This window comes from Streptomyces afghaniensis (assembly GCF_044327915.1).
Taxonomy (GTDB): Bacteria; Actinomycetota; Actinomycetes; order Streptomycetales; family Streptomycetaceae; genus Streptomyces; species Streptomyces afghaniensis.
The window spans coordinates 330,937-354,735 of record NZ_JBIRGJ010000002.1 but is presented as its reverse complement, the minus strand read 5'-3'; the positions used below and the strand labels follow the sequence as shown (position 1 = coordinate 354,735).

The 23,799-nt window shown below is 71.4% G+C and carries 23 protein-coding genes and 1 pseudogene; 13 read left to right on the top strand and 11 right to left on the bottom strand.

Features of this window, described 5'->3' with window-relative positions:
• The first annotated feature begins 143 nt into the window (after positions 1 to 143).
• From ACH4G3_RS07845 to ACH4G3_RS07835, 3 genes are all read left to right on the top strand, one after another.
• Positions 144 to 2,228: an MMPL family transporter gene (locus ACH4G3_RS07845; RefSeq protein ID WP_397623663.1), complete on the top strand. Its 2,085-nt coding sequence runs from the start codon at positions 144 to 146 to the stop codon at positions 2,226 to 2,228.
• A gap of 61 nt (positions 2,229 to 2,289) precedes the next feature.
• A complete protein-coding gene (locus tag ACH4G3_RS07840) occupies positions 2,290 to 3,525 on the top strand; it encodes a sensor histidine kinase (protein WP_397623662.1) in 1,236 nt (411 codons plus the stop codon).
• Entirely contained in the window at positions 3,522 to 4,184 is a 663-nt protein-coding gene (locus ACH4G3_RS07835; protein ID WP_020273170.1) for a response regulator transcription factor, read from the top strand. Before ACH4G3_RS07840 ends, ACH4G3_RS07835 begins: the two co-directional genes overlap by 4 nt.
• Positions 4,185 to 4,213: 29 nt before the next feature.
• Here the strand turns inward: ACH4G3_RS07835 and ACH4G3_RS07830 are convergent, their stop codons facing one another.
• The 5 genes from ACH4G3_RS07830 to ACH4G3_RS07810 are packed head-to-tail and all read right to left on the bottom strand — an operon-like array spanning position 4,214 to position 10,748.
• Complete coding sequence (locus ACH4G3_RS07830) at positions 4,214 to 5,146, bottom strand: dihydrodipicolinate synthase family protein (RefSeq protein ID WP_397623661.1); 933 nt, start codon at positions 5,144 to 5,146, stop codon at positions 4,214 to 4,216.
• Complete coding sequence (locus ACH4G3_RS07825; RefSeq protein ID WP_397623660.1) at positions 5,143 to 6,171, bottom strand: oligopeptide/dipeptide ABC transporter ATP-binding protein; 1,029 nt, start codon at positions 6,169 to 6,171, stop codon at positions 5,143 to 5,145. Before ACH4G3_RS07825 ends, ACH4G3_RS07830 begins: the two co-directional genes overlap by 4 nt.
• Positions 6,168 to 8,153, bottom strand: coding sequence for a dipeptide/oligopeptide/nickel ABC transporter permease/ATP-binding protein (locus ACH4G3_RS07820; protein ID WP_397623659.1), 1,986 nt, complete (start codon positions 8,151 to 8,153; stop codon positions 6,168 to 6,170). The genes ACH4G3_RS07825 and ACH4G3_RS07820 overlap by 4 nt, the downstream gene beginning before the upstream one ends.
• Positions 8,150 to 9,112, bottom strand: coding sequence for an ABC transporter permease (locus ACH4G3_RS07815; protein WP_397623658.1), 963 nt, complete (start codon positions 9,110 to 9,112; stop codon positions 8,150 to 8,152). The genes ACH4G3_RS07820 and ACH4G3_RS07815 overlap by 4 nt, the downstream gene beginning before the upstream one ends.
• A gap of 4 nt (positions 9,113 to 9,116) precedes the next feature.
• A complete protein-coding gene (locus ACH4G3_RS07810; protein ID WP_397623657.1) occupies positions 9,117 to 10,748 on the bottom strand; it encodes an ABC transporter substrate-binding protein in 1,632 nt (543 codons plus the stop codon).
• Between the two features lie 204 nt (positions 10,749 to 10,952).
• On the opposite strand from ACH4G3_RS07810, the gene ACH4G3_RS07805 reads away from it, so the two are divergent.
• Together ACH4G3_RS07805 and ACH4G3_RS07800 are read left to right on the top strand one after the other, a co-directional pair.
• Positions 10,953 to 11,399, top strand: a complete 447-nt coding sequence (locus ACH4G3_RS07805; protein WP_397623656.1) for a protein-tyrosine phosphatase family protein — start codon at positions 10,953 to 10,955, stop codon at positions 11,397 to 11,399.
• A 96-nt stretch (positions 11,400 to 11,495) separates the two neighbouring features.
• Complete coding sequence (locus tag ACH4G3_RS07800; protein ID WP_397623655.1) at positions 11,496 to 12,647, top strand: abortive phage infection protein; 1,152 nt, start codon at positions 11,496 to 11,498, stop codon at positions 12,645 to 12,647.
• 73 nt (positions 12,648 to 12,720) lie between these two features.
• On the opposite strand, the pseudogene ACH4G3_RS07795 reads toward ACH4G3_RS07800, so the two are convergent.
• A pseudogene (locus ACH4G3_RS07795) lies at positions 12,721 to 13,140 on the bottom strand (N-acetyltransferase family protein); the annotation flags it as partial.
• A gap of 393 nt (positions 13,141 to 13,533) precedes the next feature.
• Between ACH4G3_RS07795 and ACH4G3_RS07790 the strand changes: the two are divergent.
• From ACH4G3_RS07790 to ACH4G3_RS07780, 3 genes are read left to right on the top strand one after another with little or no spacing between them, the layout of a single operon-like run.
• Positions 13,534 to 13,749 (top strand): hypothetical protein, encoded by a 216-nt coding sequence (locus ACH4G3_RS07790; protein WP_020273158.1) that lies wholly within the window; start codon positions 13,534 to 13,536, stop codon positions 13,747 to 13,749.
• Between the two features lie 26 nt (positions 13,750 to 13,775).
• Complete coding sequence (recO, locus tag ACH4G3_RS07785) at positions 13,776 to 14,522, top strand: DNA repair protein RecO (RefSeq protein WP_020273157.1); 747 nt, start codon at positions 13,776 to 13,778, stop codon at positions 14,520 to 14,522.
• A gap of 34 nt (positions 14,523 to 14,556) precedes the next feature.
• Positions 14,557 to 15,390 carry an isoprenyl transferase gene (locus ACH4G3_RS07780; protein ID WP_397623654.1) on the top strand — a complete coding sequence of 278 codons (834 nt, stop codon included), beginning with the start codon at positions 14,557 to 14,559 and terminating at the stop codon, positions 15,388 to 15,390.
• A 51-nt stretch (positions 15,391 to 15,441) separates the two neighbouring features.
• On the opposite strand, the gene ACH4G3_RS07775 is transcribed toward ACH4G3_RS07780, so the two are convergent.
• Genes ACH4G3_RS07775 through ACH4G3_RS07760 form a run of 4 tightly spaced genes read right to left on the bottom strand, consistent with a single transcriptional unit; the run spans position 15,442 to position 18,575 of the window.
• On the bottom strand, positions 15,442 to 15,852 hold the full coding sequence (locus ACH4G3_RS07775) for a Fur family transcriptional regulator (protein ID WP_397623653.1): 411 nt from the start codon (positions 15,850 to 15,852) through the stop codon (positions 15,442 to 15,444).
• A 58-nt stretch (positions 15,853 to 15,910) separates the two neighbouring features.
• Entirely contained in the window at positions 15,911 to 16,813 is a 903-nt protein-coding gene (locus ACH4G3_RS07770; protein ID WP_397623652.1) for a metal ABC transporter permease, read from the bottom strand.
• A complete protein-coding gene (locus tag ACH4G3_RS07765) occupies positions 16,813 to 17,580 on the bottom strand; it encodes a metal ABC transporter ATP-binding protein (RefSeq protein WP_397623651.1) in 768 nt (255 codons plus the stop codon). Before ACH4G3_RS07765 ends, ACH4G3_RS07770 begins: the two co-directional genes overlap by 1 nt.
• A gap of 20 nt (positions 17,581 to 17,600) precedes the next feature.
• The gene (locus ACH4G3_RS07760) at positions 17,601 to 18,575 is read right to left on the bottom strand and encodes a metal ABC transporter substrate-binding protein (RefSeq protein WP_397623650.1); all 975 of its coding nucleotides are present in this window, start codon (positions 18,573 to 18,575) and stop codon (positions 17,601 to 17,603) included.
• Positions 18,576 to 18,758: 183 nt separating this feature from the next.
• On the opposite strand from ACH4G3_RS07760, the gene ACH4G3_RS07755 reads away from it, so the two are divergent.
• From ACH4G3_RS07755 to ACH4G3_RS07735, 5 genes are all read left to right on the top strand, one after another.
• Positions 18,759 to 20,141 carry a glycine--tRNA ligase gene (locus tag ACH4G3_RS07755; protein ID WP_397623649.1) on the top strand — a complete coding sequence of 461 codons (1,383 nt, stop codon included), beginning with the start codon at positions 18,759 to 18,761 and terminating at the stop codon, positions 20,139 to 20,141.
• A 146-nt stretch (positions 20,142 to 20,287) separates the two neighbouring features.
• Positions 20,288 to 20,899, top strand: coding sequence for a LysE family translocator (locus ACH4G3_RS07750; protein WP_397623648.1), 612 nt, complete (start codon positions 20,288 to 20,290; stop codon positions 20,897 to 20,899).
• A gap of 98 nt (positions 20,900 to 20,997) precedes the next feature.
• On the top strand, positions 20,998 to 21,996 hold the full coding sequence (locus tag ACH4G3_RS07745) for an aldo/keto reductase (RefSeq protein ID WP_397624087.1): 999 nt from the start codon (positions 20,998 to 21,000) through the stop codon (positions 21,994 to 21,996).
• Between the two features lie 26 nt (positions 21,997 to 22,022).
• On the top strand, positions 22,023 to 22,613 hold the full coding sequence (locus ACH4G3_RS07740; RefSeq protein ID WP_397623647.1) for a TetR/AcrR family transcriptional regulator: 591 nt from the start codon (positions 22,023 to 22,025) through the stop codon (positions 22,611 to 22,613).
• A 90-nt stretch (positions 22,614 to 22,703) separates the two neighbouring features.
• A complete protein-coding gene (locus ACH4G3_RS07735) occupies positions 22,704 to 23,570 on the top strand; it encodes a GNAT family N-acetyltransferase (RefSeq protein WP_397623646.1) in 867 nt (288 codons plus the stop codon).
• A 20-nt stretch (positions 23,571 to 23,590) separates the two neighbouring features.
• On the opposite strand, the gene ACH4G3_RS07730 is transcribed toward ACH4G3_RS07735, so the two are convergent.
• Positions 23,591 to 23,797: a hypothetical protein gene (locus tag ACH4G3_RS07730; RefSeq protein WP_037669683.1), complete on the bottom strand. Its 207-nt coding sequence runs from the start codon at positions 23,795 to 23,797 to the stop codon at positions 23,591 to 23,593.
• Between the last annotated feature and the right edge of the window lie 2 nt (positions 23,798 to 23,799).

The window sequence follows — 23,799 nt, the reverse complement described above, 5'->3', positions numbered from 1 at the left end:
GCGTTACTCCCCGGGGAGTAATCCGCCGCCCGTGACGCCCTGCGCAGTAACCCCCGACTCGGCCTCGGGCCCGACGAATCGGCCCCCGCGCGCCGGGAGTCTGGAGACCGTTCCAGACACCCGGACCGGAGGGAGCCCGAACAGTGGGGGACACAAGGAACACCGCACGCCGGCGGGCCGTGCCCTGGGCGGTGGTCGGGCTGTGGCTCGCCGCGCTCGTGGTGCTCGGACCGCTCGCCGGGAAGTTCGCCGGCATCCAGCAGAACCGCGCGGTCGACTACTTGCCCGACAGCGCCGACTCGACCCAGGTGGCGCGCATCCAGGACGAGTTGCCGGGCGGCGAGTCGACCGACCTGGTGCTCGTGTACCACCGCGGCGGCGGGCTGACCGACGCCGACCGGCGCACGGCCGCCGGGCAGATCGCCGAGGTGCGCGGCGCCTACGACCTGACCGGCGAGCCGCGGGGCGTCCCGTCGAAGGACGGATCCACCCTGATGTACCCGGTCTCCAGCACCCAGCCGGGCCAGGACGAGGAGGCCCGGAACGCCTTCGTGGACGGCGTTCGCGAGGTAGCCGAGGGCAGCGGCGGGCTGAGCGTCGAGGTCGGCGGGCCCGGGGCGCTGAACACCGACATGAGCAAGGTGTTCGAGACGATCGACGGCACCCTGCTGCTGGCCACCCTCGCCGTCGTGACCGTCCTGCTGATCCTGATTTACCGCAGCCCCTTCCTGTGGCTGGTGCCGCTCGCCGTCGCGGGCGTCGCCGCCGCCGTGTCGATGGCCGCCGGGTACGGACTCCACGAACTGTTCGACGTCACCGTCACCGGCCAGAGCGGCGGCGTGATGACCGTGCTCGTCCTCGGCGCCGGCACCGACTACGCGCTGCTGCTCATCTCCCGCTACCGCGAGGAACTGCGGCGCCACGAGCGGCCGTACGACGCCATGAGCGCTGCCCTGCGCGGATGCGGACCTGCCGTCCTCGCCTCCTCGGGGACCGTCGCGGCCGGGCTGCTGTGCCTGCTCGCCGCCGACCTCAACAGCAGCAGCGGCATGGGGCCGGTCGGCATGGTCGGGGTGCTCGCGGCGCTGGTCGCCATGACGACGCTGCTGCCCGCGGTGCTGGTGCTGCTCGGGCGGCGGGTCTTCTGGCCGCTGATCCCGGCGTTCGGCAGTGAGCCCAAGGTCCGCCGGTCGCTGTTCGCCGCGATGGGGACCTCGGCGACGCGACGGCCCGCCGCCGTGCTCGTCGGTGGGGGCCTCCTGCTCGGTGCGCTCGCGCTCGGCACGCTGAACCTGTCCGGCAGCATCAAGCAGGAGGACTCCTTCACGGAACGGCCCGAGTCGATCACCGCGATGCAGACGCTGGCGCGGGAGTATCCGGAGCGCAGCAGCCGGCCCGTGACCGTGATCGCCCCCGACGGCAAGGCCGCGGCGGTCCTGGACCGGGCCCGGGCGACCGACGGGGTCGCCGAGGCGGTCGCGGGACGCAGCGGGTCGGGCTGGACCGAGATCGCCGTCTTCGCCACCGCGCCGCCGGAGACTCCGGCCGAGACCCGCACCATCGAGGCCCTGCGGGCCGGGCTCGACCCCGAGGGCGCCTATGTCGGCGGTCCCAGTGCGCAGCAGATCGACCTGGCCGACAGCGAGTCCCGGGACCGGAAGGTGATCGTGCCGCTGGTGCTGGCTGCCGTGTTCGTCATCCTGGTCGGGCTGTTGCGCAGTCTCGTCGCGCCGTTGCTGCTGCTGGCGGCGGTGGTCGCGGTGTGGGGCGCGGCGCTCGGGATCGGCGGGCTGGTGTTCGAGCCGGTGTTCGGATTCGGCGGGACGGATCCCGGGCTGGGGCTGCTGTCGTTCGTGTTCCTGGTCGCCCTGGGGGTCGACTACGGCATCTTCCTCATGCACCGGATGCGGGAGGAGTCCGTGAAGGGTGCCGAGCCGGAGGCTGCGGCACTTACCGCGTTGCGCACGACCGGTGGGGTCATCGCTTCCGCGGGTGTCGTGCTGGCGGCGACGTTCGCCGTGCTGACGACGTTGCCGATGGTCGGGCTCGTCGAGCTGGGGTTCGTCATCGCGGTCGGGGTGCTTCTCGACACCTTCCTCGTGCGTACGTACCTGGTGACGACGGCAAGTGTGCTGTTGCGGCGGCGTGTCTGGTGGCCGGGGCGGCTCTCCCGGGCTCCGGAACCGCCCGCTGTCGCCGAGCCGGGACGGGTGCGCAGCCCGGCGTAGCGGGGCGCTGCCGACCGACCAAGCGCCCCTCCCTCCCGGAGGGGCGTATTCCTGGCAGAGGATGAGGTCCGTGCAGGTACCCACGACAGGTAATCGGATCATGGCAGTGATCAACCGTGATCCGCTGACCGCTCCGCACGCCGTGCGGAATGACGCGCTGCTCGCCGTCGTCGCCGGCGTGGTCGCGGTCGGGCTCGCGCTGTTCGTCGAGGACGGGCGCCGGCCCGACGCGCTCGGCTGGACGCTGTTGCTCGCCTGCCACGTGCCGCTGGCGTGGCGGCGCCGCCGTCCGCTGCTCGTCCTGCTCGTGATCGTGGCCTGCGTCGCCCCGTATCACGCGCTCGACAACACCCACACGGCACCGACCCCGGCCACCTACATCGCCCTCTACACCGTCGCGGTCACCGGCCGCCCGCTGCGTACCGTCCTGGTCGGCGTCGGCGTCATCGCTCTCTCGACGAGCGTGATGCTCACCGTCAGCATGCACGAGGCGCTGAGGGTGCTCCAGATCTCCGGGTGGGTCGTCGCCGTGCTGTTCTGCGGGGCCGACGTGCGCTTCTACCGCCAGTACGTCGCCTCCATCGTGGAACGCGCCGAACGTGCCGAACGCACCCGGGAGGAGGAGGCCCGGCGGCGGGTCGCCGAGGAGCGGCTGCGGATCGCCCGGGACCTGCACGACCTGCTCGCGCACAGCATCACCCTCATCGGCGTGCAGACCTCGGTCGCCGCCCACGTGCTGTCCGCCGCCCCCGAGCGGCTCGACCGGGAGACGGTGGCCAAGGCGCTGGACGACATCGCCGAGACCTGCCGCAGCGCCCGCGGCGAACTCCGTACGACGCTGGAGGTGCTGCGCGAACACGACGACCCGGACGCCCGCGGTCCGCTGCCCGGCCTCGACGGTCTGCCCGACCTGGCGGAGGCCGCGCGGCTCGCCGGCGCCCGGGTCGAGCAGACCGTACGGATACGGCAGGCACCGCCCGCCGTCGGCGCCGCCGCCTACCGCATCGTGCAGGAGGCGCTGACCAACGCCGTACGGCACGCGGGGCCCGAACCGGCCGTCCGTGTCGACCTGGTGGAACGGGAGGGTGCCCTGCACCTGTCGGTCAGCGACGACGGCACGGGACCGGCCCCGGGCGGCACCCCGGGCTTCGGACTCGTCGGAATGCGCGAGCGGGCCCGCACCGTGGGTGGCACACTCGACGCCGGTCCGCGCGCGGACGGCGGCTTCGAGGTGACCGCCGTCCTGCCGCTGACGAAGACGGGGACGGGGACAGGGACGGGGGAGGGGACCGGATGACCATCAGAGTGCTGCTCGCGGACGACCAGACCCTGGTACGGGAGGCGTTCGCGATGCTCGTGGAGTCGGCCCGGGACATGGAGGTCGTCGGCCAGGCCGCCACCGGCCGGCAGGCCGTGCGACTGGCCCGCAGCGAGCGCGCCGACCTCGTGGTGATGGACATCCGCATGCCCGACCTGGACGGCATCGAGGCGACCCGGCTCATCGCGGCCGACGAGGACCTCGCGGGCGTCCGCGTCCTGGTCCTCACCACGTACGACACCGACGAGAACATCGTGGACGCCCTGCGCGCCGGCGCCTCCGGGTTCCTGGTGAAGGACACCAGGCCGGCCGAACTCCTCGACGCCATCCGTACGGTCGCGGCCGGGGAGTCCCTGCTGTCGCCCGGGCCCACGGCACGGCTGATCGAGCGGTTCCTGCGCAGCCCCTCGGCGCCCGAGACCGGCGGGCCGGAGTGTCTGTCCGGCCGTGAGCGGGAGGTGCTCGCGCTGGTCGCGCGCGGCCTCAACAACACCGAGATAGCCGAGGCGTTGGGCCTGAGCCCGCTGACCGCTAAGACCCACGTCAGCCGCATCATGGGCAAGCTGGCGGCCCGGGACCGGGCGCAGTTGGTCATCGTCGCCTACGAGTCGGGGCTGGTGACGCCAGGGAGCGTCTGAACAGACAGGCAGGGTCCGGCCGACGGGCGCTAGAGCAGCCCTGCCGCCGTCAGGTACTTTGCGACCCGCTCCACCTCGTCCCGCGACAACGGCACCTGCGGCTCCGCCGTGGCCGGGCAGTCGATGATCCCCCGCAGGTGCAGCGCGGCCTTGAAGGCGCCGATCGCCGAGGAGCCGGGGCCCATGCGGGCCGGGTCTCCGACACCGACCAGACCGAACAGGGCGCACAGCCGCTCCTGTTCGGCACGGGCCTGCTCCCACTCCCCGGCGCGGCACAGGCGGTCCAGGCGGACATAGCCGTGCGGGTCGACGTTGCCGAGGCCGGGCACGGTGCCGTCCGCCCCGACGGCGAGCGCCGCGTCGACGATCAGCTCGGAGCCGGTCAGCACGCTGAAGCCGGTGATGCCCTGGTGGGCCCGGGCGCCCGTCACGACCTGGCGGAACGCGGCCAGGTCGCCGCTGGAGTCCTTGAGCGCCGCCAGGACACCGTCGGCGGCCAGCTCCAGGACGAGGTCCGCGGGCAGCTTCGTGTGGACGGCGACGGGGATGTCGTAGGCGACCACCGGGACCGGGCTCGCGGCGGCGACCGCGCGGTAGTGCCGGGCGATCTCCGCCGGGTGGGTGCGGGCGTAGAACGGGGCCGTGACGACGACCGCGTCCGCGCCCGCCGCCGTCACCGCCGTGACGTGGTCCAGGACCCGGGCCGTCGTCATGTCGATCGCCCCGGCCAGCACCGGGAGCTGCCCGCCCACGTGGGCCGCGACCGACTGGACCACCAGCCGGCGCTGGGCGTCCGTCAGATACGCCGCCTCCGAGGTCGAGCCGAGCACGAACAGGCCGTGCACCCCGCCGTCCACCAGATGGCCGACCAGCCTGAGCAGCGAGGGGACGTCCACCTCGCGGTCCGGTGTCAGGGGCGTGCAGACGGGCGGGATGACACCGGTCAGCGAGGTGAACGTCATGGGGCCTCCATCGGGTCGCTCCGGAGGGCGAGATCGCGGGTCGACTCGTCCTCCTGGACAGGATGGTGGCAGCGGAAGCGGTGCGCCGGGGCCGACGCGACCGAGAAGTCCGGCATGGCCTCCGCGCACGTCCCGTCCGCCTTCCAGCAGCGCGTGCGGAACGGGCAGCCGCTCGGCGGGCGCGTCGCCGACGGGACGGGACCGGCCAGCGGGATCGGGTCGATCGGGTCGAGCAGGCCGGGCGTGGCGGAGAACAGGGCTCGGGTGTACGGGTGCCGGGCCCGGTCGGTGACCAGCGCGGCCGGGGACTCCTCGACGATCCGGCCCAGGTACATGGTGATCACGCGGTCGCTCATCCGCCGGACCGTCTGGATGTCGTGCGAGACGAACACCAGGGCCAGGCCCAGGCGTTCCTTCAGGTCCAGCAGCAGATTGAGGATCTGCGCGCGGACCGACACGTCCAGGGCGCTCGTCGGCTCGTCCGCCACGACCAGGTCCGGGTCGAGCGCCAGCGCCCGGGCGATGGCGACGCGCTGCCGCTGCCCGCCCGACAACTGGCCCGGCAGGGCGTCGGCGAGCGCCCTGGGGAGGCCGACCAGGGACATCAACTCGCGCACCCGATCCTCGCGTCGGGCTTTCGTGCCCCGGTCGTGCACGTCCAGCGGGTCCCGCAGGATCTGCCGTACGGTCAGGCGGCGGTTCAGGGCCGTCGACGGGTCCTGGAAGATCATGCCGGTGCTGCCGCCGACGGCCCGGCGGCGTTCGGCGGGCGGCATCGCCCACAGGTCGCGGCCCCGGAACGACACCGTGCCCCGCGTCGGCCGCTCCACCCCCACCAGCACCTTCGCCAGGGTCGACTTCCCGCAGCCCGACTCGCCCACCACGCCGACGGTCTCGCCGGGCGCGATCGCCAGGTCGGCGCCGGTCAGGGCGTACACCCGGTCGCGGGTGAACAGGCCGCCGCTGCGGGCCCTGTGCACCACATGCGCGTCGGAGAGCTCCACGAGCGCGGGCTGTGCGTTCATGACACCGCCTCGGTCTCCGTGGTCGCCAGCTCTATGGCCGGGTGATGGCAGGCAGCCGTGTGCGCCGGCGTACCGGTCAGCGCCGGGGCCGTCGTGCGGCAGACCCCGCTCGCGCGCGGGCACCGGTCGGCGAACCGGCACCCCGCCGGGAAGTCGGCCGGGGACGGCACGACTCCCTTGATCTGTGTCATCCGCTCCTGCGCCGACTCCAGCGACAGCACGCTGCCGAGCAGGCCGCGCGTGTAGTGGTGGGCCGGGGCCTCCACCAGGTCGGCGGTCACGCCGGTCTCCACGATCTGCCCGCCGTACATCACCACCACCCGGTCGGTGACGTCCGCGACCAGCGCCAGGTCGTGCGAGACGAGGATCAGCGCGAAGCCCAGCTCCTCGCGCAGCCGCAGCAGCAGCTCTATGACCTGGGCCTGCACGGTCACGTCGAGGGCGGTCGTCGGCTCGTCGGCGACGATCAGCTTCGGGTCGCGGGACAGGGCCATGGCGATCAGGACGCGCTGCCGCTGCCCGCCGGACAGTTCGTGCGGGTAGCTGCGCAGGGTGCGCTCGGGATCCAGGCCGACCATCGTCAGCAACTCGGCGGGAGCGCGCCGCCCGCCCCGACGGACGACCTGCTTCAGCTGCGCGCGGATCGTCATCGCCGGGTTCAGTGACGACAGCGCGTCCTGGTAGATCATCGCCATCTCGTGGCCCAGGAGCCTGCGGCGCACGCGCATCGGCTCGGCGAGCAGGTCGCGGCCGCCGAACCGGACCTGGCCGCCGACGCGCGCCCCCTTCGGCTGGAGACCCATGACCGTCAGCGCGGTCAGCGACTTGCCGCAGCCCGACTCGCCGACCAGGCCCAGCACCTCACCGGGATGCACCTCGAAGCTGATGCCGTCCACGATGTCCACACCGCCGTGCCGCTGGTCGAAGCCGATGGCGAGGTTCTCCACCGCGAGCACCGGCTGCCCGTCCCGGGGCAGCTGACGGGCCCGGGCCCGCAGCCGCCGGGCCGCTTCCGGCAGGCCGGGCAGCTGGACGACCTCCCCGCTGCCGGGCTCCGGCGCCTGGAGCCGGTCGTCCTCGGGAACCTCCACCTCCCGCGCCGACGGGGCCGCCCACGCGTCGGACACCCCCTCGGACAGGATGTTCAGCGACAGCACCGTGACCAGCATGAGCAGGCCCGGGAACACGGTCGCCCACCAGCCGCCGGTCAGCACCATGTTCTTGCCGTCCGCGATGACACTGCCCCAGGACGGGTCGGGCGGCCGTACGCCCGCTCCGATGAAGGACAGCGACGCCTCGAAGACGATCGCCTCGGCGACCTGCACGGTGCAGAACACCAGCACGGGCGCGGCACAGTTGATCGCCACGTGCTTCAGCACGATGTGCGGGGTCCGGGCGCCGATCACCCGTTCCGCCGTCACATAGTCCTCGCCGTACTGGTCGAGGACGTTCGCCCGGACGACCCTGGCCACCGGCGGCGTGAACAGGAACGCGATCGCGCAGATCAGCACCGTGATGCCACCGCCGAACACCGCGACCAGCACGGCGGCGAGCGCGATGCCGGGGAACGCCATGACGACGTCCAGGCAGCGCATCAGCGTCTCGTCCACCGCCTTGCGGGAGGTCGCGGCGATCGCACCGAGCAGCGCCCCGGCCACCAGGGCCAGGCCGGTGGCGCCGAGTCCGATCGCGAGCGACCAGCGCGCCCCGTACATCAGCCGGCTGAGGATGTCCCGGCCGAGGCTGTCCTGGCCCATCCAGTGCCCGGCGGAGGGATGCCCGGTGCCGTCGACGGGCGGCTGCTGGTCGAGCGGGTCGTGCGGGGCGAGCAGCGGCGCGAGCAGCGCCAGCAGGACGACGACCGCCAGGAAGCAGACGGCGGCCTTCGACAGCAGCGGCAGCCGCCGCCAGCCGCGCAGCCGCAGGCCGGGCCGGGACAGTGCCTCGGTGAGGCCCTTGCGGGTCATCGGAGGGGTCATCATGCGGTCGCATCCCTCAGTCGCGGGTTGACCAGCAGGTAGAGGACGTCGATGACGAGGTTCACGACGACGAACCCGGCCGCCGTGGTCAGGACGACGCCCTGGACGACGGCCGGATCGCCGTTCTTCACGGCGTCGATCATCAGCTTGCCCATGCCGGGCAGCGAGAAGATCGTCTCGATGACGACCGCGCCGCCCAGCAGATAGCCGACGCGCAGCCCGAGCACGGTGAGCGGGTTGATGAGCGCGTTCCGCAGCACATTGCGCCCCACGACCACCCGGGGCGGCAGGCCGCTGCCGATCGCCGTCCGTACGTAGTCCTTGTCCAGCTCCTCCACCACGGCCGTCCGCACGATCCGGGTCAGCTGCGCCGCCACCGGAAGGGAGAGGGCGAGGGCGGGGAGCGTCATGGTCTTCAGCCAGCCGGTGAAGGAGTCGGCCGGGTTGATGTAGCCGCCGGTCGGGAACCAGCCCAGGTCGACCGCCAGGTACTGGATCATCAGCAGCGCCAGCCAGAAGCCGGGCGCCGCGACACCGGTCAGCGACACGACCCGGATGATCTGGTCGGGCAGCCGGTCCCGGTAGATCGCCGCGGTCACGCCGCCCACGAGGGACAGTACGACCGCGACGCCCAGGCCCAGGAACGTCAGCTGGAGGGTGAGCGGCAGCGCGGTGGTGACCTGGTCGATCACCGGCGCCCGGGTCAGCGCGCTGGTGCCCAGGTCGCCGTGGAGCAGGTCGGCGACGAAGTCGGCGTAGCGCACGGGGAGCGGGTCGAGCAGACCGTGTTCCTCGCGGAAGTCGTGCAGTTGCTGTGGTGTCGGGTTGGCGCCCTGGAAGAACGCGGACGCCGGGTCGACGTCCGAGAACCGCATCACCAGGAACACGAACAGCACGATGCCGAGCATCAGCGGCACGAGCAGGGCGACACGGCGGAGCAGGATGCGCAGGACCGCGGTCATGCCGCTAGGCCCACTTGGCCTGGAGGAGGTTGATGCCCGGGTAGGGCTGTGCCCTTATGCCGCTGAGCCGCTTCGGGTCCCAGGCCGTCATCAGCTCGTTGTGGACGACCGGGTAGAGCACGGCCTGTTCGGCGACGACGTCGATGTAGTCCTGGACCATCGCCTTCTTCTTCTCCGGGTCCGGCTCCCGGGTGGCCCGGTCCATGTCCCTGAAGAGCGCCTTGGCGACGGGGTTGCCGGCCCACCGCGTGTACTGCATCCACAGGTTCTCGGGCCCGTAGTTGTAGTGCATGATCAGGTCGGCGTCGAGGCCGAACTGGTTGGGGTTGGAGGCGGCGGCGACGACCTGGTAGTTCTGCTTCTGGTCCATCTTCGTGAACACGGCCGTGGTCTCCTGCGGGGACAGGGTCGTCTGCACACCGATCGCGTCCCAGGACGCCTTGATGGTGGGCAGGCAGTCGACGATCCAGCTCACGTTCACCGCGAGGATGTCGATGCTCAGCCCCCTGACCCCGGCCTCCTTCAGCAGGGCCTTCGCCTTGTCCGGGTCGTAGTCGTACACGGTCTTCGCCCGGCGGTAGGACGGGTTGCTCTCGTCGAGGAAGGAACTCGACGGCTTTCCGTGGCCCTTGAGCGCGACCTCCACCATCTTCTCGGTGTCGATGGCGTAGTGCAGGGCCTGGCGCACGCGCACGTCGTCGAAGGGCTTGTGCCTGGTGTTGAACATCAGGAACAGGTTGTTCATCCCGGCCCCGCCGGCGACCGTCAGCCCGCCGCTCTCCAGCTGCGCGATGTTGGCGTACGGGATGTTGTCCGCGATCTGGGCGCCCGCGCTCGACCCCGAGATCTTCGCGACGCGGGGGGCCGCGTCCACGATCGTCAGCCAGTTCATCTTCCGGAAGGCCGGCCCCCGCGGGCCGTTGTAGCCGTCGAACGCCTCGAAGGTCGTGTTCGATTTCGGGTGGTGCGCGGTCTGCCGGTACGGCCCCGAGCCGATCGCCTTGCCCTTGATGGCGTCGTCCCAGGCGCCCGGCTGCGAGAACACGTGCTTCGGCATGATCTTGGCGAGGGTCAGCCGCGCGAGCCCGTCCGGGAACGGGAACTTGAGCACCAGCTCCACGGTCCGCGCGTCGATCTTCCGGACCTCCTTCAGCCAGCTCGCGAAGAAGCCCTTGGCGAGGGTCTGGGTGTCCGGGTCGAGGATCCGCTCGAAGACGAAGACCACGTCGTCGGCGGTCACCGGCTTGCCGTCGTGGAACGTCGCCCCGGCCCGCAGCGTGAACCTCCAGGACGTGCCGCCCGGGTCCTTCGGCACCTCGGTCGCCAGGGCCGCGTACGGCTCGCGGGAGATCGGGTCGGTGTCGAGCAGGCCCTCGTAGATGTGGTTGTTGGCGGCCATGCAGAACGCGGACGCCGTCTGGGTGGGGTCCCAGCTGCCGTCGTTGCCGTAGCCGATCACGGCCGTCAGCGTCCGGTTCGCCCCGCTGCCGCCGCCACCGGTGTCGTTCGTGGACTCCGGCCCGGACGAACAGGCCGACAGCGACGCGGAGACGGCGGCGGCCGCGCCCAGCGCGCCGGTGTACTTCAGGAACGTCCGGCGGTGCGGCGCCGGCACGTCGTGGGTCACGTCGCGCACGGGGTCCTCCAGCGAGGGGTCTGGAAAGGAGACAGGGGGAGGGTGAGCTGCGGAGATACGACGTCCTACGTCCGGCGGTCAGCGCGACCATAGGAGGGGCCGTGGGGGCGGTCAAGAGATCGCACACGAATGGCCTATCTGCCACAGGTCGGACCAATGGCACCGTTCGAAAACGTAAGTTGACGTTCTGTCAGGGCAGGCATGATGAGGGGCGTGACCGAACTGTGGAGTGAGAGTGACGCGGGCGTCCTGAGACTGCCTTCCGGCCGGTTGGTGCGGGGGCGAGGCCTCCGCCGCCCCATGGACCCCGGCGCGCCCCTTCCCTCCTACGGTGTCTACCTGCTCGGCCGGCAGCCACCCGGGGTTTCCTGGGAGGCGCGTTGGATCCGCTGGCCCGACTTCCGCCTCCCGTCGGACCGGGCAGCCGCCCGCGAGGTGCTGGCCGACGCCTGGGAGCGGGCCGCCGGGGAGCGCGTGGAGATCGCCTGCGGCGGAGGACGTGGCCGCACGGGCACGGCCCTGGCCTGCCTCGCGGTGCTGGACGGCGTGCCCGGCGAGGAGGCGGTGGCGTACGTGCGCCGGCACTACGACCGGCATGCGGTGGAAACGCCCTGGCAGCGGCGGTACGTACGCCGGTTCGGCGAGGGATGAGCCTCTCCTTCGGCGCGGCGCCTCATACCTTGGTAGCGCTGCCGTAGACCGACGGCCGACAGCGGGGCCGGGCGCCTGCTCGGCACAGTGAACGGCATGGCAGAGACCAAGGGGATCGAGCAGGCGCAGGGGATCAGCCGGGCGCAGTTCCTGGCCGGAGCGGCGGCGGTGGGGACCGCCGGGGCGCTGGGACCGGCGGGACGGGCCCGGGCGTCGGAAGCCCGGCACGGCAGCAGGGGGCTGCGCAGGCGGGGCGTCGTCTACACGGTCGGGGAGGGCGAGACGCCGGGGACCGCGTGGAACGCTCGCCGGATGCGGGCCGATGTCCGGGCCATCCGTGACGACCTGCACGCCGACACCATCGACGTCACCGGGGACGGCGTCGAGCGGCTCACCGCCACCGCCGCCGAGGCCGCCGAACGCGGGCTCCACGTCTGGTTGCAGCCGACGCTCGGGGACGCCCCGCAGCGGGACATCCTGGAACACCTGGCCGAGACCGGCCGGTTCGCGGAGCGGCTGCGGCGGCAGGGCGCGAGTGTCGACTTCAGTGTCGGCTGCGAGTTCTGGCTGTTCGTCCCCGGCATCCTGCCGGGCGAGACGGTCCTGGAGCGCATCAGGAACCTGCAGAACGGCACGGTCGACTGGCCCCGGGCGCTGCGCCGCCTGGCCGACTTCACGGCGAAGGCCGCGAAGACCGGCCGCTCCGTCTTCAAGGGCAGCCTCAGCTACGCCGCCGCGCAGTCCATCGACGACCCGGACTGGAACCTCTTCGACATCGTCGGCATCGACTACTACTCGTACTTCCCGAAGCGGTCCGGGTACGTCCGGGAGCTGAAGCGGTACCTGCGGTGGGGAAAGCCGCTCGCCGTCACCGAGTTCGGCACGTGCGCCTACGTCGGTGCCCCCGAGACCGCCGGCATGGGCTGGGACGTCGTCGACTACGACAAGGAGCCGCCGGAGATCAAGGACGGCCTGGTCCGCAGCGAACGCGTCCAGGCCGACTACGTGGGCGAACTGCTGGACGTCTTCGAGTCGATGGGCCTGTACGCGGCGATGACCTTCGAGTTCATCAGCGCCGACGCCCCGCACCGCCCGGACGAGCCCCGCCTCGACCTCGACATGGCGACGTACGCCATCACGAAGGCGGTCAAGGACCGCCCGGACGACCCCGCCTCCGGCTGGCACTGGGAGCCGAAGGAGGCGTTCCACGCGGTGGCCCGCCGATACGGGGCGGCGGGCCACCGCTGACGTCACGCGCGGTAGAGGTCGGACCCGGGCCGCTTCCCGGTGGCGCGGATTCGTCCCGGGGACCCGTCCTGGGCGGGGTGCGGAGCATGAAGACGTCCGTCGGGTCCTGGGTCTCCACCGTGAATCCATGGCGTTCGTAGAGGCGCCGGGCCGGGCTGCCCCGGAGGACGTCGAGGCGGACGGCCGTGCCGGTGGCGTCCGTCCCGCTCAGCAGGGTTCGCAGGACCGCGGAGCCGAGGCCTCGGCCCTGGACGGCCGGGGTGAGATAGAAGTGCTCCAGCCAGTGGCCGTCCCCCGACGGGCGCAGGGCGACACTGCCCGCGAAGGCGCCGGCCACGAGGACGACCGACGTGTGCTCGGGGCGGAAGCCGTCCCGCAGGCGCTGCCGGACCCGGTGTGCGTCGTAGCGGCCCAGTCTTTCCAGATCCGGGCGCATCACCACCGCCCGTAGTTCCGCAATTGCCTCGACGTCGGCCGGTTCCGCGGCCCGCAGCGTCCATTCCAGGTCTGTACGCCGGCCCGGCCCGGTCTTTTTCGTCCCCGTATTCGTGTCCACGGTTCGATCATGCCCGAACCCCTTTGTGCCGCCCCGCAGTTGTACGGCACAGACCCTTCCCGAGTGTAGGCGCGGAGCGTCACCGCAGAGATGCGAAGAGTGAAACTCCGAAAGGAAGGGGAGCACGGTGGAGGCACGACACTCGGCGCTCTGCGTCGGAGAAGCGGAGGATGCGGTGAAAGAATTGCGGGCAGAACTCGCCAAGGGCGGAATTATCCAGCCGTCACTGGGACTTCACCCGGTGAATCTTGTGCGGGAAGCACCCTGTCCGCTCGTGGAATCGGGCCGGTGTTCCGTTCGGACCGCCCGGCGGCTCGCGGCGGTGCCGCGGTGAAGCCCCCGGTCGGCGCGTACGTCGTGGACACCCGCAGCGGCCGCATCGGCATCGTCATGGGGCATGAGGGGCCCTACGTGCAGCTGAGGCCGTACGGGGGCGGCAAGGAGTGGGACGCCGATCCCGCTGCCGTCCGGCACGCCACCCCCGCCGAGCGGCTGCGCGCGGCGACGGCGTACGCCAACGCCCGCAGCAGGGGCGAGGTCCCTTGACGCCGTGACCCTGCGAGAATGGCGCCATGAGTCTGTTCCGCGACGACGGCATCGTGCTGCGCACCCAGAAGCTGGGTGAGGCGGACCGGATCATCACGCTGCTCACCCGCGGTCACGGACGGGTACGGGCGGTGGCCAGGGGCGTGCGCCGGACGAAGTCGAAGTTCGGTGCGCGCCTCGAACCCTTCTCCCACGTCGACGTGCAGTTCTTCGCCAAGGGCAGCGAACTGGTCGGACGCGGGCTGCCGCTGTGCACGCAGAGCGAGACCATCGCCCCGTACGGGGGCGGGATCGTCAGCGACTATGCGCGGTACACCGCGGGCACGGCAATGCTGGAGACCGCCGAGCGGTTCACCGACCACGAGGGCGAGCCGGCCGTGCAGCAGTACCTGCTGCTCGTCGGCGGGCTGCGGACCCTCGCCCGCGGGGAGCACGCGCCGCATCTCGTGCTGGACGCGTTCCTGCTCCGGTCCCTCGCCGTCAACGGCTACGCCCCGAGCTTCACCGACTGCGCGAAGTGCGGCATGCCCGGGCCCAACCGGTTCTTCTCGGTCGCCTCGGGCGGTTCCGTCTGCGTGGACTGCCGGGTGCCCGGCAGCGTCGTACCCTCGCCCCAGGCCCTGGAACTCCTCGGTGCGCTCCTTACGGGAGACTGGGAGACCGCGGACGCCTGCGAGGCGCGGTACGTCCGGGAGGGCAGCGGGCTGGTGTCCGCGTATCTGCACTGGCACATGGAGCGCGGGCTGCGCTCCTTGCGCTACGTCGAGAAGTAAGCAAGGCAAGCAAGCACGAGGAGACGAGAAACACATGGCCGTACGCGGGATCCTGGGGCGGCAGCGCCGGGAGTACAGGACGCCGGAGCCGCACCCGTCCGGCGCGCGGCCGCCGAAGCTCCCCGGGGAGCTCGTACCGCAGCATGTGGCGATCGTCATGGACGGCAACGGGCGGTGGGCGAAGGAGCGGGGCCTGCCGCGCACCGAGGGGCACAAGGTCGGCGCCGAGCGGGTGCTCGACGTCCTCCAGGGCGCCGTCGAGATGGGCGTGGGCGCCATCTCCCTGTACGCCTTCTCCACCGAGAACTGGAAGCGGTCGCCGGAAGAGGTGCGCTTCCTGATGAACTTCAACCGGGACTTCATCCGCAAGACCCGCGACCAGCTCGACGAGCTGGGCATCCGGGTGCGCTGGGTGGGCCGTATGCCCAAGCTGTGGCGCTCGGTCGCCAAGGAACTCCAGATCGCCCAGGAGCAGACCAAGGGCAATGACCGGCTGACCCTGTACTTCTGCATGAACTACGGGGGCAGGGCCGAGATCGCGGACGCGGCCAAGGCGCTCGCGGAAGACGTGAAGAGCGGCAAGCTCGACCCCTCGAAGGTCAACGAGAAGACCTTCGCGAAGTACATGTACTACCCGGACATGCCGGACGTGGACCTGTTCCTGCGTCCGAGCGGTGAGCAGCGCACCTCCAACTACCTGATCTGGCAGAGCGCGTACGCCGAGATGGTCTTCCAGGACGTGCTGTGGCCGGACTTCGACCGCCGCGACCTGTGGCGGGCCTGCCTGGAGTTCGCCTCGCGGGACCGCCGCTTCGGCGGCGCCATCCCGAACGAGGAGCTGCTGGCCATGGAGGGCAAGCAGCCGTAGGCAGGGGCGGCGCAGTTCCCCCAGGGCGCGGGGAACTGCGCGACTCCCGGCTCAACCAGCGGCGCACTCCGCGCACGTGCCGAAGATCTCCACCGTGTGGGCCACGTTCACGAAGCCGTGCTCGGCGGCGATGGCCTCCGCCCACTTCTCCACGGCCGGGCCCTCCACCTCGACGGCCTTGCCGCAGCCGCGGCACACCAGGTGGTGGTGATGGTCGTCGGTGGAGCAGCGGCGGTAGACGGACTCGCCCTCGGCCGTGCGCAGGACGTCGACCTCGCCGGCGTCGGCGAGGGACTGCAGGGTGCGGTAGACCGTGGTGAGCCCGACCGAGTCGCCCTTGTGCTTGAGCATGTCGTGCAGTTCCTGCGCGCTGCGGAACTCGTCGACCTCGTCCAGGGCCGCCGCCACGGCGGCACGCTGCCTGGTGGCGCGGCCCTTCACGGACGGTCCAGCGGTCGTCACCGTTGCCTCCTCACGTCTGCCTTGCCCGGGCCATTGTGCCAGCCCGGGGCGGGGGCGGTCAGACGCCGACTTCGTCGGTTGTCTTCCGGGTGTCCGGAATCGCGCACTCGGCGGGATCGTGGGCGGGATCCGCGGCGTTCCGGGCGCGGGCGCGGCGGCGGGCCAGCGGAGTCGCGAGCGCCGTCAGCACGACGAAGGCGCCGATGGTCAGCAGCACGATCGTCGCACCGGGAGGCACGTCCTGGTAGTACGACGTGACGGTCCCGCCGATCGTCACGCTCACGCCGATGGCGACGGCGATCACGAAGGTCGCGGCGAAGCTGCGGCCGATCTGCTGGGCGGCCGCGACGGGCACCACCATCAGCGCGCTGACCAGGAGCAGGCCGACCACGCGCATCGCCACCGTCACCGTGACGGCCGCGGTGATCGCCGTCAGCAGGTTCAGGGCGCGCACCGGCAGGCCCGTCACCCGGGCGAACTCCTCGTCCTGGCTGACGGCGAACAGCTGCCGGCGCAGGCCGAGGGTGACCAGGACGACGAAGGCGGCCAGAACGCAGATGGCCGTGACGTCCGACTCGGACACCGTCGACAGGGAGCCGAAGAGGTACGACGTCAGATTGGCGTTGGAGCCCGTCGGCGCGAGGTTGATGAACATCACACCGCCGGCCATGCCGCCGTAGAACAGCATCGCGAGGGCGATGTCGCCGCGGGTCCTGCCGTACCAGCGGATCAGCTCCATGAGTACCGCGCCGATGACCGAGACGAGGGTCGCCATCCACACCGGGGACCAGGTCAGCAGGAAGCCGAGGCCGACGCCGGTCATCGCCACGTGGCCGATGCCGTCGCCCATCAGGGCCTGGCGGCGCTGGACCAGATAGATCCCCACCGCGGGGGCCGTGATGCCGACGAGGACGGCGGCGAGCAGTGCCCGCTGCATGAAGGCGTAGTCGAGGATCTCCATCAGCTCAGCAGTCCCGTGCGGATCGGTTCGTGGCCCGCGGGTGCGTGCGGGTGTACGTGGTCGTGGCCGGGCAGGGCGTGCTGCCCGACCGCCTTGGGCGGCGGTCCGTCGTGCACGACGCAGCCGTCGCGCAGGACGACCGCCCGGTCTATGAGGGGTTCCAGGGGGCCCAGTTCGTGCAGCACCAGCAGCACGGTGGTGCCCTGCGAGACCTGCTCGCGCAGCGTGTGCGCGAGGACCTCCTGGCTGGCCAGGTCGACACCGGCCATCGGCTCGTCCATGATCAGCAGTTCCGGCTCGGAGGCGAGCGCGCGGGCTATCAGGACCCGCTGGTGCTGGCCGCCGGACAGGGCGTTGACCGAGTCCTTGGCCCGGTCGGCCATGCCGACGAGCTCCAGGGCCGCGCGCACTGCCGCGTGGTCCGCCTTGCGCAGCATGCCGAAGCGGGCCCGGGACAGGCGGCCCGAGGAGACCACCTCGGTCACCGTGGCGGGCACGCCACCGGCGGCCGTGGTGCGCTGCGGGACATAGCCCACGCGGTGCCAGTCGCGGAACCGCCTGCGGTCCGTGCCGAACAGCCGGATCTCACCGGCCCCGGTCTGCACCTGGCCGATGATGCTGCGCACGGCCGTGGACTTGCCGGAGCCGTTCGCGCCGAGCAGTGCGACGACCTCACCGTGGCGCACGGTGAGGTCGATGCCCCGCAGGACGGGGCGCGAGCCCAGGTCGGCGCGGACGCCGCGCAGGGATACGACGGGCTCGGTCATGCCGTCCTCCGATGAGTCGATCACTTGGCTCCCAGGGCCGTCTGCAGGGCCTTGAGGTTGGCTTCCATGACCTGGAAGTAGTCGTCGCCGCGGGACTTGTCGGTGATGCCCTCGAGCGGGTCGAGGACGTCCGTCTTCAGCTTCGCGTCCCGGGCCAGGGTCTTCGCGGTCTTGTCGGAGACCAGTGTCTCGTAGAAGACGGTGGTGACGCCGTCGGCCTTGGCCTCCTGCTGGAGCTCCCTGACCCGGGCGGCGCTGGGCTCGCTCTCGGGGTCGAGGCCGGAGATGGCCTCCTGGGTGAGGCCGTAGCGCTCGGCGAGGTAGCCGAAGGCGGCGTGGTTGGTGAAGAAGACCTTGGTCCTGGTGTTCTTCAAGCCGTTCTCGAACTCGCCGTTGAGGCCGTTCAGCTTCTTGACCAGGGCCGCGGTGTTCTTCTTGTAGTCGGCCGCGTGGTCCGGGTCGGCCTTCTCGAAGGCCTTGCCGACGCCCTGGGCGACCTCGGCGTACTTCACCGGGTCCAGCCAGATGTGGGGGTCGCGCGCGTGCTCTTCCTCCTCGGAGTGCCCCTCCTCCTCGGCGTGGCCCTCCTCGCCCGCGTGGTCGTGCTCGGTGCTGCCGTGGTCCTCGAGGGTGGTCAGGCCGGCCGCGTCGATCTTCGTCTTGATGCCGGTCTGCGAGACCGCCTCGTCGACGGCGGGCTGGAGGCCCTTGAGGTAGAGCGCCGCGTCGGCCTCTTCGAGCTGCGCCCGCTGCTTGGTGCTGATCTCCAGGTCGTGCGGCTCCTGGCCGGGCTCGGTCAGGCTGGTGACGTTCGCGTGGTCGCCGCCTATCTGCTCGGCGAGGAACGCCATCGGGTAGAACGACGCGACGACGTCGAACTTGTCCGTGTTGCCCGTCGCCGCGCTGTCGCTGGAGCAGGCGGAGAGAGCACCGAGGCCGAGAGCGGTGGCCGCGGTGACCGCGGTGGCGGATATGAGGCGTCGTCGTACGTTCATGACACTCATTTTCAACAAATATGGAAACCGTTGTCAACAAACCGGCTGAGCGGGATCCGCGAGGGGGCCTGGCGGTCGCGGAGGGGGGAGCGATTTGATTGAGGGGGCGCCCCCGCCGGTAACCTGAAGCATTCGCTGGAAGCAACTCGCTTCGTCGCCCGTCGTCGTAATGAAGAGAGCACCGTGGCCGCCGACAAGATCGACACCATCGTCAGCCTGAGCAAGCGCCGTGGCTTCGTATTCCCCTGTAGTGAGATCTACGGCGGCCAGCGCGCCGCTTGGGACTACGGCCCCCTGGGTGTCGAGCTCAAGGAGAACCTCAAGCGCCAGTGGTGGCGCTACATGGTGACGTCGCGCGAGGACGTCGTCGGTATCGACTCGTCCGTGATCCTGGCCCCCGAGGTCTGGGTCGCCTCCGGCCACGTCGCCACCTTCACGGACCCGCTGACCGAGTGCACCTCCTGCCACAAGCGGTTCCGCGCGGACCACCTGGAGGAGGCCTACGAGGAGAAGAAGGGCCGCGCCCCGGAGAACGGCCTCCTCGACGTCAACTGCCCCAACTGCGGCAACAAGGGCCAGTTCACCGAGCCCAAGCAGTTCTCGGGCCTGCTGTCCACCCACCTCGGCCCGACGCAGGACTCCGGCTCCATCGCCTACCTGCGTCCCGAGACGGCCCAGGGCATCTTCACCAACTTCTCCCAGGTGCAGACCACCTCGCGCCGCAAGCCGCCGTTCGGCATCGCCCAGATGGGCAAGTCCTTCCGCAACGAGATCACGCCGGGCAACTTCATCTTCCGCACCCGCGAGTTCGAGCAGATGGAGATGGAGTTCTTCGTCAAGCCGGGCGAGGACGAGAAGTGGCAGGAGTACTGGATGGAGCAGCGCTGGAACTGGTACACCGGTCTCGGCATGCGCGAGGAGAACATGCGGTGGTACGAGCACCCGAAGGAGAAGCTCTCCCACTACTCCAAGCGCACCGCCGACATCGAGTACCGCTTCCAGTTCGGCGGCAGTGAGTGGGGCGAGCTGGAGGGCGTCGCCAACCGCACCGACTACGACCTCGGCGCCCACTCCAAGGCCTCCGGCCAGGACCTCACCTACTTCGACCAGGAGGCCGGCGAGCGCTGGACCCCGTACGTCATCGAGCCCGCGGCCGGTGTCGGCCGCGCGATGCTGGCGTTCCTCCTGGACGCCTACATCGAGGACGAGGCGCCCAACGCCAAGGGCAAGATGGAGAAGCGCACGGTGCTGCGCCTCGACCCGCGCCTGTCCCCGGTGAAGGTGGCGGTGCTGCCGCTGTCCCGGAACCCGGAGCTGTCCCCGAAGGCCAAGGGCCTCGCCCAGGCGCTGCGGCAGAACTGGAACATCGAGTTCGACGACGCCGGCGCGATCGGCCGCCGCTACCGCCGCCAGGACGAGATCGGCACGCCGTTCTGCGTGACCGTCGACTTCGACACCCTGGAGGACAACGCGGTCACCGTCCGCGAGCGTGACTCGATGAAGCAGGAGCGCGTCTCCCTCGACCAGATCGAGGGCTACCTGGCGGCCCGCCTGGTCGGCTGCTGATCGACTCTCTGCGCACGCCGGTGCCGGGTTCCTCCGCGGAGGGGCCCGGCACCGGCGCGTTTCACGCATGGACGGCCGAGTGGTCCCGCAGCGCCACCGCCGATTGGCCCTGTTTCCGGGGGCGGCGCGCCGCCAGGGTGAGGGGCATGAGCATCGCGTTTCTGCTGACCACTCTCGTCGTCGTCGCCACGCCGGGCACCGGAGTCGTCTACACCCTCGCCGCCGCGCTCTCCCGGGGCCGGCGCGCGAGTGTCGTCGCGGCCGTCGGGTGCACGCTCGGGATCGTGCCGCATCTGCTGGCCACGGTCACGGGGGTCGCCGCCCTGCTGCACGCCGGCGCGACCGCGTTCCAGGTGCTGAAGTACGCCGGGGTCGCCTACCTCCTGTACATGGCGTGGGCCACGCTGCGGGACAGGGAGGCGCTCGTGGTGGAGGAGCCGGCGGAGCCGGTGTCCGCGCGGCGGGTGATCGTGCGGGGTGTGCTGATCAACATCCTCAACCCGAAACTGACGATCTTCTTCTTCGCGTTCCTGCCGCAGTTCGTGAGTCCCGGGGAGCCGCACGCGGTGGTGCGGATGGTGGGGCTCGGCGGGGTGTTCATGCTGGCGACCTTCGCCGTGTTCGCCGCGTACGGGGTGCTCGCCGCGTCGGTGCGCAGCCATGTGATCGGGCGGCCCCGGGTGATGGCGTGGCTGCGGCGGGGCTTCGCGGGGTCGTTCGTGGCCCTGGGGGCGAAGCTGGCGTTCACGGCGCGGTAGCCGAAGGCCCGGGGCGGCGGATCCGGGGCGGGCTGACAAGTATCGAATGACAGATATTGAAATCTGTCAGCTGTCATGGCACAGTGGACGGCGTGACGATGCGAACCCGAACCCTCGGAACCACCGGCCCCCGGGTCTCCGCCCTCGGTCTCGGCTGCATGGGCATGTCCGCGCTGTACGGCGAGGCGGACCGGGCCGAGTCCGTCGCGACCATCCACGCGGCGCTCGAAGCGGGCGTCACCCTGCTGGACACCGGCGACTTCTACGGCATGGGCCACAACGAGATACTGATCGGCGAGGCCCTGCGCGCGGCCCCCGCCGCCCGGCGTGAACAGGCACTGGTCAGCGTGAAGTTCGGTGCCCTGCGCGACCCGGACGGCGGCTGGTCCGGCTACGACGGCCGGCCCGCCGCCGTGAAGAACTTCGCCGCGTACTCCCTCCAGCGGCTCGGCGTCGACCACATCGACGTCTACCGCATCGCCCGCCTCGACCCCGACGTGCCGGTCGAGGAGACGGTCGGCGCGATCGCGGAACTGGTCGAGAAGGGCTACGTGCGGCACATCGGCCTCAGCGAGGTCGGCGCCGACACGATCCGGCGGGCCGCCGCCACCGCGCCGATCTCCGACCTGCAGATCGAGTACTCCCTCATCTCGCGCGGCATCGAGGACGAGATCCTCCCCACCACGCGCGAGCTGGGCATCGGCATCACGGCGTACGGCGTGCTCTCCCGGGGCCTGATCTCCGGGCACTTCACCGCCGACCGGCAGCTCGGCGCCGGCGACTTCCGGGCGATGTCGCCGCGCTTCCAGGGAGACAACCTCCGGCACAACCTGAACCTCGTCGAGGCGCTGCGGAAGATCGCCGAGCAGAAGGGCGTCAGCGTCGCGCAGATCGCCATCGCCTGGGTGCTCGCCCGCGGTGAGGACATCGTGCCCCTGGTCGGCGCCCGCCGCCGCGACCGGCTCTCGGAGGCGCTGGGCGCGCTGGACGTCACGCTGGAGGCGGCCGACCTGACCGCGATCGAGGAGGCCGTACCGCCCGGAGCCGCCGCCGGCGACCGTTACCCGGCGGCCCAGATGGCACACCTCGAGAGCTGAACCGGGCTCCGGGTACGGTCAGGGGCATGGCACCGACCAGCGAGATCCTGACCGCCGAGCGCATCCTCGAGGCGACCGAGGAGGTGCTGCGCCGCCACGGCCCGGCCAAGGCCACCGTGGTGGACGTGGCCCGCGCGCTCGGCGTCAGCCACGGCAGCGTCTACCGTCACTTCCGCACCAAGGCGGCGCTGCGCGAGGCCGTCACCAAACGCTGGCTCGACCGCACGTCCGGGGAGCTGTCCGGGATCGTCGCCGAGGACCGCGACCCGGAGGCCCGGCTGCGGGACTGGCTCGCCACGCTGTTCGCCGCGAAGCGCCGCAAGGCGGGCGACGATCCGGAGCTGTTCGCCACGTACACGGTTCTCACCGGCGAGAACGGCACGGTGGTGGGCGAGCACATCGCCGACCTGACCGCACAGCTGGCCCGGATCGTCGAGGCGGGCGTCGAGTCCGGCACCTTCGCCGCCGGCACCGACCCCGGCACGACCGCCCGCGCCCTCTTCCACGCCACGGGCCGCTTCCACGATCCGCGCTACGCCCGGGAGTGGGAAGAGCCCGGGACCGAGGCGGACTTCACGGCGGTCATGGACCTGCTGGTCCGGGCGCTGCGGGCCTGAGAGGACCGCCGTCCCGGGTGCGCCCCCGCAGGGAGGGGCACAGGATGGGTAGTGAGGGGTGGGTCGCCGCGCGGGGGCGCTGAGAAGGAGATGGCGATCGTGGATCTCATACTGCGCCCGGGCACCGCGGACGATGCCGCGGAGTGCGGACGGATCTGTTACGAGGCCTTCGCGGGTATCGCCGAGGAGCACGCGTTCCCACCTGACTTCCCGAGCCCCGACGCGGGTGTCGCGGTGATCGAGGGAGCCCTCACGCACCCGGGTTTCTACAGTGTCGTCGCCGAGCTCGACGGGCGGATCGTGGGCAGCAACTTCCTCGACGAACGCTCGGCCGTCGTCGGGGTCGGGCCCATCACCGTCGACCCCGGCGTGCAGAACGCGGGCGTGGGCCGCCGCCTGATGCGGGACGTGATGGAGCGGGCCGACGAGCGCGGGGCGCCGGGCATCCGGCTGTTGCAGACCGGCTACCACAACAGGTCGTTCTCGCTGTACGTGAGTCTCGGCTTCGTCCACCGGGCCACGGTGGCCTGTGTGCAGGGCCCGCCGATCGGGCGTGCGATGCCCGGCTACACGGTGCGGGAGGCCACGGACGCGGACCTCGGCGCCTGCAACGACGTGTGCCGGCAGGTCCACGGCGTCGACCGCGGCGGCGAGGTCGCGGATGCGCTCAAACAGGGCACCGCCCGGGTCGTGGAGCGCGCCGGACGCGTCACCGGCTACGCCACCGGCCTCGCCTTCTTCGCGCACGCCGTCGGCGAGACCACCCCGGACGTACAGGCCCTGATCGCGGCGGCCCCGCAGTTCGCCGGCCCGGGCATCCTCGTCCCCGTGAGCGACGGTGTGCTGCTGAGGTGGTGCCTGTCCAACGGCCTCAAGGTCGTGCAGCTGATGAGCCTGATGACCATCGGTCTGTACAACCAGCCCGACGGGGCGTACCTGCCCTCGATCCTCTACTGAGGCCGGCCCCGCCCGGTCGTTCACGCAGCCGTCGGGTCCACCGTCGCCTGGTGGGCCTCCGCGAGGTGCTCCTCGGCCTTCAGCCAGGGCAGGAACTGGGCGCCTCTGCGCCAGCCGCAGGTGTCGCATCTGATCGTGCGCTGCACGCCCGTGCGCCGCACCCGCACCACGTGCTCCCGGCCGTGCTGGTCCCAGCGGCTGACCTTGCTGGTGTCGCTCTGCGCCATGA